The organism is Bacillus sp. V3-13, assembly GCF_002860165.1.
GTDB lineage: Bacteria > Bacillota > Bacilli > Bacillales > Cytobacillaceae > Bacillus_BJ.
Genome location: NZ_PGUZ01000039.1, coordinates 1 through 14,182 on the forward strand (window position 1 = coordinate 1; position 14,182 = coordinate 14,182).

The following is a 14,182-nucleotide window of genomic DNA, read 5'->3' on the forward strand; positions in this document are numbered from 1 at the left end:
TTATAAACCCTCTGATATCAATGTATTTGCTTGATTTATATATTTAATTTTTGACAATACGGACGGACAAAAGGGGGAAAATGTATGAAAAAAATTTTTTTATTTCTTTTAATGATATTGCTGATCAGCAGTATTGCACTTGTCGGCTGCAGCCAGGGCAACACAGAGACTGCCGGTGGTTCAGAGGATTTAACACCAGAGGAAGCAGCAGACAGTTCGGGTCCAATCACAATCAATCAGGACATTCCCGATCAGGAAATCTTGAGTAAAGGTCCTGATGGAGAATCGGCAATATCAGCTAAAACCTTGCAGCTTACTGAAGAAGAGGTTGAAGAGATTAAAGCAGGAGACTATACGGCAGCAATCGTCATGCACTATGCGGGTAATGACTGGGCTACCGCTCAAATAGCCGGTTTGGAAGCCACCTTTAAAAGAATGGGCATAGAAGTGGTAGCGGTAACAGATGCACAATTTAAGGCAGAAAAACAAGTGTCGGATATAGAAACAGTCCTTGCCAAGTCACCAGACATTATCGTCGGAATTCCTGTTGACCCGGTTTCCACAGCAGGAGCATTCAAAAAAGCGGCAGAAGCAGGGGTAAAAATAGTATTTATGGACAATAAGCCAGAGGGGCTAAAAGCTGGTGAAGATTATGTAAGCGTTGTCTCAGCCGACAATTATGGAAATGGTATAGCAGCGGCAGATATTATGGCTGAAGAGCTAGGCGAAAATGGAGAAATCGGCGTAATCTTCCATGATGCAGATTACTTCGTAACAAAACAGCGTACAGAAGCATTTGAAGCAACCATCAAGGAAAAATATCCTGATATCAAAATCGTCGAGCGAGGCGGCATCACAGGACCTAATGATGGAGAGAAAGTTGCCTCGGGCATGTTGACAAAGAATTCTAATCTTGATGGTATGTTTGTCGTTTGGGATGTTCCTGCTGAAGGTGCATTGGCAGCTGCACGTAATGCAGGCAAGAATGATCTTGTGATTACAACGATTGATTTAGGTACAACCGTTGCTTTAGATATTGCATCTGGCGGGAGCATTAAGGGGATTGGTGCTCAACTTCCGTACGATCAGGGTATTTCAGAAGCTATCTTAGCTGGATATGGCTTGCTTGAGAAAGAGGCTCCCGCGTATGTTGCTGTTCCTTCTTTAAAAGTAACCAAGGAAAATGTGTTAGATTCATGGAAGCTTGTTTATCATAAAGATGCGCCAGAAACGATTCAAAACGCAGCTAAATAATTATATCAACCATTAGCGGGGTTAGAGAGTACTTTCATTAAATTTTTGTGCCTTGAGCACAGCGAAAGGAATGAAACTTATTATGAAGAAATTAAACATAGGCATGATTGGCGGAGGCTTTATGGGAAAGGCACATGCCCTTGCATATGCAGGTATGCCAATGTTCTTTTGGCCTGCACCGGCCATTCCACACCGTCATACAGTGGTAGATGTAACAGAAGATTTGGCGAAAGAAGCAGCTGCCAAATATGGGTTTGAACATTATTCTCCAGATTGGAGAGAGGTAGTGAACAATCCTGATATTGACATTATAGATATTGTGACTCCCAATAATACTCATGCTGAGATTGCGATTGCGGCAGCAAAAGCCGGCAAACATGTAATCTCTGAAAAACCATTGGCACTGGGGGCAGAAGAAGCAAAGACAATGCTGGATGCAGTAAGAGCAGCTGGCGTCAAGCATATGGTTGCTTTCAACTACAGAAGAACACCAGCCGTTGCCCTCGCGAAAAGGTATATGGAGGAAGGAAAGTTAGGGAAAGTACTTAATTTTAGGGGAACTTATCTCCAAGATTGGTCTGCAGATCCAAATTCACCGCTATCCTGGCGCTTCCAAAAAAAGATTGCCGGTTCGGGAGCACTGGGTGATATAGGAACACATGTAGTGGACATTGCCCGCTATCTCGTCGGTGAAATAACAGATGTAAATGCCATTACAAAAACATGGATTCCGGAAAGACCAGTCCAGACAGGAGGTGTTGACAAATTAGGTACCGTTAAAAGTACTGGAGATGTACCAAAAGCTGCAGTTGATGTAGATGATGAATTTGTCTCCCTATTGAAGTTCGAAAATGGAGCAATTGGCAGCATTGAAGCAACTCGAAATGCATGGGGCCGCAATAATTTTCTGACATTCGAAGTACACGGAGAAAAAGGTTCCCTGTATTTTAACTATGAGCGACGGGATGAGCTTCAAGTATGTTTCGCTGATGATCCCGGTGATGCAAAAGGATTCAGGACAGTTTATACTGGCCCGGCTCACCCCTATGGAGAAGGACTATGGCCAATTCCTGCGCTAGGGATTGGATATGGGGAAACAAAAATAATTGAAACATATGATTTCTTTAAATCAATAATTGAAGATACGGATGTGTCACCAAACTTCAATGATGGTTATCGTGTTGAACTTGTTGCAGAGGCCATTCTTGAATCGGCTGAAAAAGGCGTTTGGGTGAATCTTGAAAAAACTGTTGCAAAAGTAAATTAGGACTAAACGGTAACAATAATACCATATTTAAAGGATGAGAGAATGTATAAATCTCATCCTTTTTTTTTGAACAACTATTACTCTGAAAATTTTTTAAAAAGGTCAATACCGATTTGTCATAATAATATTACTAAATACATATGTAAAATTAAGGCGTACATAAATAAATTTTACCATTTAAAAATGCTTCTGTTTGCCCCATAATATAGACCATATAGAAAAAGGGGGGAGAATATCATGTACGGGATTGAAAAAGGATCTTTAGAGGAAGCTTTAATGCTGCTGCAGGATATTGGATTGCAGTTGAATGAATATGAGAAATCGAATTCAACGATCCCAATTGAATATTATCGGGAATTGCTGGAATTCAGTATTTCCATTGCGAGACAAACAAATGAAGTTTCAGAAACAATCGATGAAATGATGCAGGATATCGAGCGGAAATTATAGATAGCAATCAGTTTTCTGTTTAAAATAAAGAGCCCGAATTTAAATATCCAAATATTCCGGATGATCTTCACAAAAATGAAGGTCTTTTTTGTTTCGGATCCTAAATACGAGATCAGCGTCAAACAACACAAACCCGTCCGCAAATTATTTGCGGACGGGAAGAGTCATCTTGATTTATTAAACTTGTACTCCATTAATATATGTTGAAACCACTTTGCTTCTTGAGACTCCCACGCCTAAAGGCGCAAGTCCTGCACCTTACGGTGTAACGGATGGGATTCTTGAATGACTAAACGTTCGCAGTCCATTTCTGTTTTGAACAGCCTTCAAGATAAGGGCATCTCATTGCCCCTCCTAAGACAGTGCGTATAGCATCTTAAGCTGGTTGACTGTTACCGCCAACCACAGTTCGTATAAGTGTTTTAGCGTCTTTTGCATGACGACACATATTGTTTTACCGACAGTATGAATTAGACTGTCGAACCTTATACAATATCTACTTATCAACGAACGAGAATGTTTTAGAGACTTTTACTTGTCTATAAGGTGAGTATAGCATCTTTTCAGACAATTTAGGTAGCAAAAACTACCTCTTGTCTGACCTCACTTTCATCCCACGTCTAAAAACGGGCTACGCCCTGCGTGGGCTTTCTCGTTCGGAGAATCTGTAAATCAAATAGATCGCCGCTCTATAGGAAAAATCTGCATCTTTTCTGGCTTCTGCAGAACCGACACGATCTTCGACCCCAAGATGTCTGGCCGCATTGAGAGTGTTCGCTTTTAATGCGAGTTCTTCGGATAATCCATATTGACGGCTAAAATTGCACTTGTTATTAAATATTCGATTCCGACTAAACTGAAATTTCACCCAAAATAGTTCTTTATATTGTATCATTGAATAATGAGTCAAGGGCTTCTGCAATTTAGGAAAATCATTTGAAAAAAGTCTTCAAAAGTTCAAATTAGATAAAGGGGTTGCAATAATGGAAATCGGATATTTTAATGGAAAATTTATTTCATTGGAAGACGCAGTGATTCCAATTGATGAAAGAGGACATCAATTCGGCGATGGTGTTTATGAAGTTATCCGCGTCTATAATGGGAAGCCGTTCATGATGGATGAGCATTTGCAGAGGCTGATTAAAAGTGCTGAGGCGATTAAATTACCTTTGACAGACGGGATTGAAGATTTTCGTAAACTGATAAACGAAGGAATTACAAAGTCGGGGCTTGAGGATTGCAGCGTTTATCTGCAGGTGACAAGAGGGATTGCCGCCAGGCTCCACCTGTTTCCGGATGTTCCGGTTTCTATTTCAATGACGATAAGGCCGGCTAAACCACTGCCGGTTGAATTGAGGGAAAAAGGTGCTGCGGCGATTATCCTCGAGGACGAAAGATGGGCTAATTGTTACATAAAATCATTAAATTTACTGCCGAATATATTAGCTAAGCAAACGGCTTCTGAAGCAGGCTGTTTCGAAGCAATTTTAGTAAGAGATGGAGTTGTAACAGAAGGAACAAGCTCGAACGTTTTTTACGTAAAGGATCAAAATATTTACACAGCGCCGCTCACCCGGCACATTCTGCCAGGGATCACGCGGATCGCTGTAAAAGAAATTTCGGAAGCTCTTAACATACCATTTATTGAAGAACATTTTGCACCGGATAACTTAACCCGGGCAGATGAAGTATTCATTACGAGCACGACTTCAGAAGTCCTCCCGATTGTAAAGATAGATGGACAGGTAATTGGCACAGGGAAGCCCGGTGAAGTTACGAACTGGATTTATGAACAATTTCAGGCGAAGATTTTAAATCAATAATAGGTTTGAAGCTGTCATTTAAAAAAAAAAACAGCCGCAGGTCCCGACCGGTATCGTCAGAATGCGGCTGTTTTTCTTATTACTTAAACAAATTAAGCGGATTATGCTTGTTTAGCGGCTTCAATAACAAGTGAGATTTTGATTTGGTCGCCAATCAGGACGCCGCCTGTTTCTAATGCTGCATTATAAGTAAGGCCGTAGTCGCTGCGGTTAATTTTGCCTTCGCCACTGAATCCAACCTTTTCATTGCCCCAAGGGTCTTTACCCTGGCCTTCAAAAGTGACGGCGAATGTCTCAGTGCGAGTAGTTCCCGCAATCGTCAGATCACCAGTCACATCGTACTGGTCTTCGTCCGTTTTCACGATGTTTGTGGATTTAAACGTAATCTTCGGATTCTTTTCGACATCGAAAAAGTCTGCAGTCCGAAGGTGGTTGTCACGGTCAGCATTCCGTGTATCAATGCTTGCAACATCAACGCTGAATTCGATATCAGCTGTTGTTAGATCAGCTGGATCTGCATCAATAGAAGCTTCAAATTGATGGAAAGTACCCTTTACTCTTGCGATCATCATATGCTTTACAGAAAAATCGATACTGCTGTGGGTTGGGTCAATTGTCCATTTTGTTTTTGCCATTTTACATTCCTCCAAAATTTTAATTCAAAATTACTTTGAATTCGAGATAATTAACTTCGAGATAAATTATAAAATGAAAAAGCAATCTGTGTCAACAAAAAATTTTCATCAGTTTTTGAATGTTGACATGAAACCAAATGGTTTTATATAATCAGTTGTGAAACCAATTGGTTTTATATTTTTCCATATGGAGGATTACGATGATGCAAAACAATCATGAAGCAACATTGCCAGATATCCAAAAGACGGTTATTTTTGATGCACCTATACAAAGAGTATGGGATGCAGTTGCCACATCACAAGGAATTGCGGCATGGTTCATGCCTAATAATTTTGAGCCGAAAATGGGGTATGAATTTCATTTACAATCACCGTTTGGACCATCACCCTGCAAAGTATTAGAGTTGGATCCACCAAAACGACTCGTGTTTTCCTGGGATGTGTTCGGCTGGGTTGTGAAATTTGAACTGAAAGATATGGGAGATAAAACAGAATTCACTCTTGTTCATGCAGGATGGGGCAAGCCGGATGACTTGGTACCAGGAGCAAAGGAAACTTTTGCTGTTATTCGCAATAGAATGAACAATGGTTGGGAGCCGCTTGTCAATGAAAAACTCCGTAAAGTAGTCGAGGCCTAATATGACATCAGCAGCCAAACATGATGTTTTTCAGGCGATTGCTGATCCAACCAGAAGAAAACTGTTAAAATTGCTGGCTGAAAAAGAATTACCTATTTCAGAAATTAGCAGCCATTTTCCGATTACCCGCACTGCGGTTGCGAAGCATTTGTCAATTCTTGCGGAAGCAGATCTTGTACGCGGACGGAAAATGGGCAGAGAGAAAAGGTATAGTCTTCATGCCGAACCGCTAATCGAGTTAAAAGATTGGCTCTCCTTTTATGAACAGTTCTGGGACAACAAGTTATCAATGCTTAAGCATTTTGTAGAAAATGATGGTCAAAGAAATATTGAACTCGTTCATAAAAAAGACGAACAACAAACAGATTAAAATGTTTTATCCAATTATTAAACATGAAAACAGCCAGCTATATGAACTGGCTGTTTTTTCACTGGTAAAAAGAAATGAGATTGGCTGACTGCTAATTTTTCTTAAACTTGCTTCCGCTTTTGCTGCGAAGCTTTTCCATCATATTGTCCACTTTCTGATGCGAGGACGCGGTGGCTTCCTCGTTTAAGGTTAAGCCCGCAATTTGTCCGTCTTCCAGGGTTACGTCAAACCATGAATGAACGGTGCTTCCGGCAGGCAGCTTTTCTTTGTGAATAATAAATTCCTTGTTAACGGCTTCTACTAAAATGACCGCATATTGATCCTCTTCAATTCTGTCCAAGTAGCCTTTCATTAATTTATCCTCCTGTACAGGCCAATCCTTGCTTCTTGATATCCGCCATTTTTGCAGGTCCGATTCCGTTAATTTTCGTTAAATCATCAACAGACTTGAACGGACGCAAGCTTTGCAATTCAAGCGCGCGGGCAGGCCCAATGTGAATAATTTCCTGCAGCCTATCAACAGCTGCCGAATTGATGTCGATGCAGCTGCTGTTGCTTGCTGCTGTCTCTTGTGCACGCTTAAAAGCAGAATGGGTTGATTCTGAAAGCATCCCATCTTTCATTGTTTGGATTTTAAAATCAGTGCCAGTTGTCGAAACAACTATCGTTCCATCAATATCGGTCCCATATAATTGAATGCCGGCATTTTTGACTAAACTGACAACTTCTTCGTGCGGATGCCCGTACGGATTGTCATCACCGGCGCTGTAAATCGCCAGTTTTGGATTGACCGCTTTTAAAAACGCCGGGCTCGTAGAAGTGGACGAGCCATGGTGCCCGAGATGAAGGATATCCGCTGCCAATTCCATCCCGCTGTCGAGCATTTCCTGTTCATTGTAAGCGGCTGCATCTCCTGTAAACACGAAGCGCACTTCACCATAAGTCAGCCTTAAAGAGATCGATTCCTCATTCGTCTTGCCGGTAATGTTTTTGGGATATAAAACCTCGATGCGCAATGCCCCGATTTCGAATTGATCGCCCATTCTCGGTTCGTAATAATCCGCAGCGGATGAATCGATCGCAGCCAACAATCGCTGATACGTTTCTGAAGTGCTCGTATTTCCGGACAGCCAAACTTCACCAACGTCAAAGCTGGTTACAATTTCATCAAGCTGTCCAATATGATCGGCATCCGGATGCGTTCCGATCGCGATGTCGATTCGGTTTACACCAAGCGAATTCAGGTAATCAATCACATCAGTGCGGTTAAAATTCCCGGCATCTATCAAAATCGTATAATCGTTGCCACTGTCAGAGTATTGCAACAACGTTGAATCCGCCTGTCCAACATCTATGTAATGGACTTTCAGCTCGGGCAATTTGCCAGAGTGCCCATCCCCCTTGGATTTTTCATTATTTTTATCGCTTTCGGTGTTAACCGCTTCCGACCTAAAAATGTCCTGCTCCGCTTTGCGCCCTGCTGCGTTACTTTCACTGGAAACTGCATCCTCGGCGTTTTCCAGATGGCCAGTATTGGGAACTTCTCCGGAACATCCGCCAATGAAAAGAAACATTAATGCAATTAATAATCCTAAAACATACTTCTTATACATGAAAGCCTCCCTATGACTTCATTATTTTATCAAAGCGGTTTCGTTTTATAAAAGCTTTTTGAAAAAATGATAGCGCGAATGGCGGTTTTTCGGACTGATAAAGTTCACTGAAGGACTAGGGAAAATAACGGATAAACAGAGAAAACATGTACAGAATAAAAGAGGGAAAAGTACTATGTGGAGGGATACAATCTTGGCTAAAGACTTTTATTCAGCAGTAAAAGAACGGCGTTCCATATATGGAATCAGCAAGAATGTCGATATTTCAACCGAAAGAATTGAAGAAATCATTAACCATGCAGTGAAGTACACGCCTTCAGCCTTCAATTCTCAAAGTGCAAGAGTCGTCGTATTGCTGGGGGAACATCATGACAAATTATGGGACATCACAAAAGAAGTATTGAGAAAAATTGTTCCGCCTGAAAATTTTTCTCCAACAGAAGAAAAAATGGATTCATTTAAGAGCGGATACGGAACGGTCTTATTTTTTGAGGATCAAGCGGTTATTGAGTCAATGCAGAGGGATTTCGCTCTTTATAAGGACAATTTTCCTGTCTGGGCCCAACAGTCGAACGGAATGCTTCAATATGTAATCTGGACAGCATTGGAAGCGGAAGGATTGGGAGCTTCCCTGCAGCATTATAATCCTTTGATCGACGAGGAAGTACGGGGAGAGTGGAAGATTCCGGATAACTGGAAGCTCATTGCGCAAATGCCGTTTGGTGCAATAACAGCGCCTGCCGGCGATAAGGATTTTCAGCCGTTGGATGAACGCGTAAAGATTTATAAATAAGTGATCACTCTGGCATACAGGAAAAGCTGTATGCTTTTTTTACGTACAGCTCAAGATTCTGCTTTAGTCTTGCAACGCGGAAGTGATCTATATAGAGTATTCAATAACTTTATTATGTAAACCTACGACAGTTTCTTATTTTGTACAATAAAAAAGGATCGATTGAATGACTCATGATTTTAAATGCTTGCAATTAAGGAATAAAAACAGTCAAAATAGAGGAAACGAAAATGAGCAGCAGTAAAACAAATCAAAAATCCGCTAATGTATGCATATATTGCGGTATTTTTTATGAACGGTTCTGAGAACGGACCATAAAAAGTCTTGGATAAAAATAACCAGCAGGAGTGTGGAAAGTATGGCAAAGGCAGTGATCATTTCGGGAGGAACATCAGAAAATTCCCGGCTTAATGGTATTTCCGATTTTGTAGTGAACTATTTAAATACTGAAGGGATTTCCTTCGATATCATAAACGTCCGCGATTTACCGCCCGCTGATTTAATCTATGGCAAGTACGACAGTCCTGATATCAGCAATGCCAATGCGAAGGTAGAAGAGGCAGAAATCGTTATTATTTTGACTCCTGTTTATAAAGCATCCTTCACGGGGGTCTTAAAAACATATCTTGATCTGCTCCCGCAAAAAGGGCTTGTCGGCAAGACAGTGCTTCCGCTCGTTTTAGGCGGAACATTTGGCCATTTATTAATGATTGACTATGCTTTAAAGCCGGTATTGGCAGCATTAGGGGCAACTACCTTGCTGGCTGGAGTTTATATTTTGGACACGCAGGTGGAACGGCTTGAGAATCAGCAATTCAAGCTTGGCACAGAAGCTGAACAAAGATTGCAGCAGGCACTGAGCTATTTAACGCATGAAAAATAAAAAACGGGTTCTCGTTTTTGGTTTTACAATACCAGGCTCATGGATCTCGTTAAATTGTTGAGTTGAGAGACTACCTAAGGCTTGTCACAAAAGTTCCTTGTGATAAAATATCCCTATGATAGGTTCTTTGATAAGTGATTATATAGGGTTGAGTGGACAAACTAAAATGCGAAAACCAAGCGAAATCCTTCCACTCGTAAAATAATCAAGGATCGAAAGAACCATCCATTCGTTGGACATCTACCGCAGGGACTGCGGGAAGTCACGCTCAGGGAGATGAAAAGTTGCTTTTGTCGTGGAACTGAGAAGCCTCCACCCCTAAGCGAAGTGCAGGTGGCGGGTAGTTCACAATCAAACTATGCTAGAATAGCAATAGCTAAATAAAAATCCGTTATGATACGGTAGAGGTTCTAGCTACCCTCTTAAAAAAACTAAGAGAAACAGGACTGCTTTCTTAGTGGTGCTGTTTTTCTATTTAAGGAGAATGAATAAGTGAAAAAAGATAAAGCGGTGATTGTTTTTAGCGGTGGCCAGGACAGCACGACTTGCTTGTTCTGGGCACTGGAACAGTTTGATGAAGTGGAGGCTGTTACATTCGATTACAATCAAAGGCATAAAAATGAAATTGAATGTGCGAAAGAGATTACGAAAGAACTCGGGATCAAACACCATATTCTTGATATGTCATTGTTGAATCAATTAGCGCCAAATGCGTTAACGAGAAGCGAAATTAAAGTGGAAGAAGGGGCAGAAGGAGCACTGCCGTCAACGTTCGTTCCGGGCAGAAACCTGTTGTTTCTTTCTTTTGCCGGAGTTTTAGCAAGACAAATCGGCGCAAAGCATATTGTTACCGGTGTGTGCGAAACAGACTTTAGCGGTTACCCTGACTGCCGGAATGTGTTCATTCAATCGCTTAATGTAACGCTGAACCTGGCGATGAATGCCGAGTTTGTGATTCACACTCCATTAATGTGGCTCGATAAAGCAGCAACATGGAAGCTCGCTGATGAGCTCAATGCGTTTGAGTTCGTCCGCGACAAAACATTAACTTGCTATAACGGTGTGATTGCCTCTGGATGCGGTGAATGTCCTGCTTGCAAACTGAGACAAAAAGGCCTTGATGAATACATGAAACACCGAAAGGAGTTTTAAACAATGTACGGATTTCGGATTGTCGATAAACTCCAAAAAATCGATGAAGATATTAATAGAGATAAGTTGAAATACCATTCAAAACGGGTCCTTGTCAGCAAGGAATTTACCTTTGACGCTGCCCATCATTTGCATTGCTATGAAGGGAAATGCAAAAATTTGCACGGCCACACATACAAGGTCATTTTCGGGCTGAGCGGATTCGTTGATAACAGGGGTTTATTGATCGATTTTGCCGATATGAAAGAAATTTGGAAAAACGAGATTGAAATTCATCTCGACCATAGATATTTAAACGAAACACTCCCGCCTATGAATACGACGGCTGAAAATATCGTTGTCTGGATTTATGAACAAATGGCTGAAGCCCTTAAGCGCCAGGACAGACAGCAAAAATATGAAGGGGCGCGCGTTGAATTTGTCCGGCTCTATGAAACTCCGACAAGCTATGCCGAAGCGCGAAGGGAGTGGATGGAAGTTGAGTAAAATTCCTGTTATGGAGCTGTTCGGTCCGACCATTCAAGGAGAGGGAATGGTGATCGGCCAAAAGACAATGTTTGTCCGGACTGCCGGATGCGATTATTCCTGCTCCTGGTGTGACTCATCATTTACATGGGATGGAACAGGCAAACACCTGATTAAGCAAATGAGCGCTGAAGAAATTTTCGCGGAGTTAAGAAGGCTCGGGGGAGACGGCTTCTCGTATGTGACGATTTCCGGCGGCAATCCGGCTTTGCTGAAAAACTTGGGCAGCTTGATAGAGCTATTACAACAAAATCAAATAAAAGTTTGCCTTGAAACGCAAGGGAGCAGATGGCAGGACTGGTTTTATGAAATTGAGGAATTGACGCTGTCCCCAAAACCGCCAAGTTCCGGAATGGCAACTGACTTTAATATCCTTGATATGATCATCACGAATCTTCAACAGAGACCATCAGGCAAACATATGAGCTTGAAAATAGTGATTTTTTCAGATGAAGATTACGATTATGCCCGAAGCTTACATTTCCGCTACCCTGAAGTTCCGTTCTTTTTACAAGTGGGGAATGAGGATACCACAACGAAAGATGATGGAAAGCTAATTCTGAATCTGCTGGAGAAATATCAGCTTTTAATTGATAAGGTCATGAACGACGATGATTTAAAGAACGTTAAGGTGCTTCCGCAATTGCATACCTATATTTGGGGAAATAAACGGGGTGTCTAAAAATTACGGTCAGCTGAGATAAGCTGGCTTTTTTTTGTAGAAAAATAAGCCAATATGGTTGCATAGTAAGAGAAAATTGAATTAAAATGAAATTGTCAAAAAATTTTCAAAAATACGGGGAGGAATTGGATGTTCCGCTTAGCCATTGCCAGCATCTTGGGATTTGTTTTATTTATGGTTGAAACCATGATTGTCATGGAGCTGAAAAATTACCACACGATTGATTATGGTGGACCGGGCCCATTTATGAGTGTTTGGGCCATGAATATTTTCTTCGTCTTTGCAATCCTGACTCAAATTAAAATTTGGTATTTCAATCAAAGACGAAGCCAATCGGAAAATGTCCCGTTTCATTAATCTGCCCTTATTAAGGGTCTTTTTTTTGCAATTTTGAAGCATGAGCAACTCGAGGCGAAACCCACGATATTGTTTTTTCAATAAAAGGCAGTTATTATTCCGATGTACCGGTTTCGATCTGATAAGGTTCTATTTTGTATGGCTTAAAAAGTCCTTGAGGAAAATACATTTGTACTCCTGAAAAAGAAAAACACTTGCTTCTTTGCTGCTTTAGAGCAATAATAAAGAGTGAATTTTCTAATAGAGCAGGAGATGTCGTGAATGAAGGTTGTGAAGTTTGGAGGAAGCTCAGTTGCTTCGGGAGAGCAGATTGAAAAGATTTTCCGCATCATTGTTTCCGATCCGGAGCGCAAGGTGGTCGTCGTTTCCGCACCCGGGAAACGAAGTCCTGACGATTTGAAAGTGACTGATTTATTGATTGACTGTGCCGACAGAGCGCTTCGGCTCGGTGATGCAGGCGATTTGTTTCATAGTGTTTTAGATCGATATATTTTGATTGCCAAACAGTTAAATCTGCCTGAGGGAATCATTTCGAAAATTCATGACGATTTGCTTAATGTCATCAATGGTGATAAAAGCAGTCCCGACCATTACCTGGATGCGGTAAAGGCAAGTGGCGAAGATAATCTCGCCAAGCTCATCGCTGCCTATTTTCAAGCTCAGGGAGTCGAAGCACATTATGTGAATCCCGGAGAAGCCGGAATGATTGTAACAGATGAGCCGGGAAACGCCCGGATTTTGCCTGAGTCATACGATCGACTTTATTCCTTGCGGAGCCGGCCGGGAACTTTAATCATCCCCGGCTTTTTTGGCTACACAGAGAATGGAAAGGTTGTGACTTTTTCACGGAGCGGCTCGGATATTACCGGCTCCATTCTTGCAAACGGGATAAAGGCTTCCTTATATGAAAATTTTACTGACGTCGATGCCGTCTATTCAGTTAATCCCAATGTTGTTGACAATCCAAAAGAAATCAAGGAGCTCACCTACAGGGAAATGAGGGAGCTTTCTTATGCGGGATTTTCCGTTTTTCATGACGAAGCGCTGATCCCTGCTTTCAAGGCGGGGATTCCAGTTCATATTAAAAATACAAACAATCCAGATGCACCGGGAACAAAGGTGATGAATGAACGGAAAGCCGCCAATGGACCGGTAATTGGCATTGCGAGTGATAAAGGTTTTTGCAGCGTTTATGTAAGCAAATACTTAATGAACCGGGAAGTCGGCTTTGGCCGAACGCTTCTGCAAATTTTAGTGGAATTGGGCTTATCGTATGAACACACGCCTTCGGGAATTGACGACATATCGATTATCCTCAGGCAATCGCAGGTCAATGAAGAAATCGAACAGAAAATCATCGGCCGAATCTACGAGGAGCTCCATGCTGATGAAGTAAAGATTGAGCGGAATCTCGCACTTGTGATGATTGTCGGGGAAGGAATGCGCCACAATGTCGGAACGATGGCGAGGGCCTCGACGGCGTTGGCCAGGGCGGGAATCAACATCGAGATGATTAACCAGGGCTCGTCGGAGGTGAGCATGATGTTCGGCGTAAAAGAAGCAGAAGAAGCGCGGGCAGTTCAAGCAATTTACCGGGAATTTTTCAACTAATGCTCAGGAGTGCCCAGGTATACTAAATCCTGTCTCAATGAACAAATTATGTTTGCTTAGATAAAATCGAAAAGGAATATGGCTAATTTTGAACGCGGGAAACCCTCCGCGTTTTTTTAAGCATAGAAA

General features: G+C 41.7%; 16 protein-coding genes, 1 pseudogene and 1 riboswitch. Of the genes and pseudogenes, 13 read left to right on the top strand and 4 right to left on the bottom strand.

What is annotated here, in order from left to right:
* The first annotated feature begins 84 nt into the window (after positions 1 to 84).
* From CU633_RS14445 to CU633_RS14455, 3 genes are all read left to right on the top strand, one after another.
* On the top strand, positions 85 to 1,254 hold the full coding sequence (locus tag CU633_RS14445; RefSeq protein ID WP_101661301.1) for a substrate-binding domain-containing protein: 1,170 nt from the start codon (positions 85 to 87) through the stop codon (positions 1,252 to 1,254).
* Positions 1,255 to 1,336: 82 nt separating this feature from the next.
* Positions 1,337 to 2,521 (top strand): Gfo/Idh/MocA family protein, encoded by a 1,185-nt coding sequence (locus tag CU633_RS14450; protein WP_101661302.1) that lies wholly within the window; start codon positions 1,337 to 1,339, stop codon positions 2,519 to 2,521.
* Positions 2,522 to 2,758: 237 nt separating this feature from the next.
* Positions 2,759 to 2,971 (top strand): hypothetical protein, encoded by a 213-nt coding sequence (locus tag CU633_RS14455; RefSeq protein WP_101661303.1) that lies wholly within the window; start codon positions 2,759 to 2,761, stop codon positions 2,969 to 2,971.
* Between the two features lie 620 nt (positions 2,972 to 3,591).
* Here CU633_RS14455 and CU633_RS14460 read toward each other — a convergent pair.
* A pseudogene (locus tag CU633_RS14460) lies at positions 3,592 to 3,826 on the bottom strand (amidohydrolase family protein); the annotation flags it as partial.
* A gap of 128 nt (positions 3,827 to 3,954) precedes the next feature.
* Here CU633_RS14460 and dat point away from each other — a divergent pair.
* Positions 3,955 to 4,794: a D-amino-acid transaminase gene (gene dat, locus CU633_RS14465; protein WP_101661304.1), complete on the top strand. Its 840-nt coding sequence runs from the start codon at positions 3,955 to 3,957 to the stop codon at positions 4,792 to 4,794.
* 101 nt (positions 4,795 to 4,895) lie between these two features.
* Here dat and CU633_RS14470 read toward each other — a convergent pair whose 3' ends face one another.
* Positions 4,896 to 5,429, bottom strand: coding sequence for a YceI family protein (locus CU633_RS14470; protein ID WP_101661305.1), 534 nt, complete (start codon positions 5,427 to 5,429; stop codon positions 4,896 to 4,898).
* Positions 5,430 to 5,632: 203 nt separating this feature from the next.
* On the opposite strand from CU633_RS14470, the gene CU633_RS14475 reads away from it, so the two are divergent.
* Together CU633_RS14475 and CU633_RS14480 are read left to right on the top strand one after the other, a co-directional pair.
* Positions 5,633 to 6,067, top strand: coding sequence for an SRPBCC family protein (locus CU633_RS14475; protein ID WP_101661422.1), 435 nt, complete (start codon positions 5,633 to 5,635; stop codon positions 6,065 to 6,067).
* Between the two features lies 1 nt (position 6,068).
* Positions 6,069 to 6,437 carry an ArsR/SmtB family transcription factor gene (locus CU633_RS14480; RefSeq protein WP_101661306.1) on the top strand — a complete coding sequence of 123 codons (369 nt, stop codon included), beginning with the start codon at positions 6,069 to 6,071 and terminating at the stop codon, positions 6,435 to 6,437.
* A gap of 91 nt (positions 6,438 to 6,528) precedes the next feature.
* Here CU633_RS14480 and CU633_RS14485 read toward each other — a convergent pair whose 3' ends face one another.
* Together CU633_RS14485 and CU633_RS14490 are read right to left on the bottom strand one after the other, a co-directional pair.
* Complete coding sequence (locus CU633_RS14485; RefSeq protein WP_101661307.1) at positions 6,529 to 6,789, bottom strand: DUF3006 domain-containing protein; 261 nt, start codon at positions 6,787 to 6,789, stop codon at positions 6,529 to 6,531.
* Between the two features lie 4 nt (positions 6,790 to 6,793).
* Complete coding sequence (locus CU633_RS14490) at positions 6,794 to 8,050, bottom strand: MBL fold metallo-hydrolase (RefSeq protein WP_101661308.1); 1,257 nt, start codon at positions 8,048 to 8,050, stop codon at positions 6,794 to 6,796.
* A gap of 175 nt (positions 8,051 to 8,225) precedes the next feature.
* On the opposite strand from CU633_RS14490, the gene CU633_RS14495 reads away from it, so the two are divergent.
* The 7 genes from CU633_RS14495 to CU633_RS14525 all read left to right on the top strand — a co-directional run bounded on the left by CU633_RS14495 (position 8,226) and on the right by CU633_RS14525 (position 14,053).
* Positions 8,226 to 8,843, top strand: a complete 618-nt coding sequence (locus tag CU633_RS14495; RefSeq protein ID WP_142383416.1) for a nitroreductase family protein — start codon at positions 8,226 to 8,228, stop codon at positions 8,841 to 8,843.
* A gap of 358 nt (positions 8,844 to 9,201) precedes the next feature.
* Positions 9,202 to 9,726, top strand: coding sequence for an NADPH-dependent FMN reductase (gene ssuE / locus CU633_RS14500; RefSeq protein ID WP_101661309.1), 525 nt, complete (start codon positions 9,202 to 9,204; stop codon positions 9,724 to 9,726).
* A 398-nt stretch (positions 9,727 to 10,124) separates the two neighbouring features.
* A riboswitch (PreQ1 riboswitch) is annotated at positions 10,125 to 10,167 on the top strand.
* 51 nt (positions 10,168 to 10,218) lie between these two features.
* Entirely contained in the window at positions 10,219 to 10,878 is a 660-nt protein-coding gene (gene queC, locus CU633_RS14505; protein WP_101661310.1) for a 7-cyano-7-deazaguanine synthase QueC, read from the top strand.
* A 3-nt stretch (positions 10,879 to 10,881) separates the two neighbouring features.
* Complete coding sequence (gene queD / locus CU633_RS14510; RefSeq protein WP_101661311.1) at positions 10,882 to 11,364, top strand: 6-carboxytetrahydropterin synthase QueD; 483 nt, start codon at positions 10,882 to 10,884, stop codon at positions 11,362 to 11,364.
* A complete protein-coding gene (gene queE / locus CU633_RS14515) occupies positions 11,357 to 12,085 on the top strand; it encodes a 7-carboxy-7-deazaguanine synthase QueE (protein ID WP_101661312.1) in 729 nt (242 codons plus the stop codon). Before queD ends, queE begins: the two co-directional genes overlap by 8 nt.
* A gap of 129 nt (positions 12,086 to 12,214) precedes the next feature.
* On the top strand, positions 12,215 to 12,442 hold the full coding sequence (locus CU633_RS14520) for a hypothetical protein (RefSeq protein ID WP_101661313.1): 228 nt from the start codon (positions 12,215 to 12,217) through the stop codon (positions 12,440 to 12,442).
* Positions 12,443 to 12,703: 261 nt separating this feature from the next.
* Positions 12,704 to 14,053 carry an aspartate kinase gene (locus CU633_RS14525; protein ID WP_101661314.1) on the top strand — a complete coding sequence of 450 codons (1,350 nt, stop codon included), beginning with the start codon at positions 12,704 to 12,706 and terminating at the stop codon, positions 14,051 to 14,053.
* Positions 14,054 to 14,182: the final 129 nt, after the last annotated feature.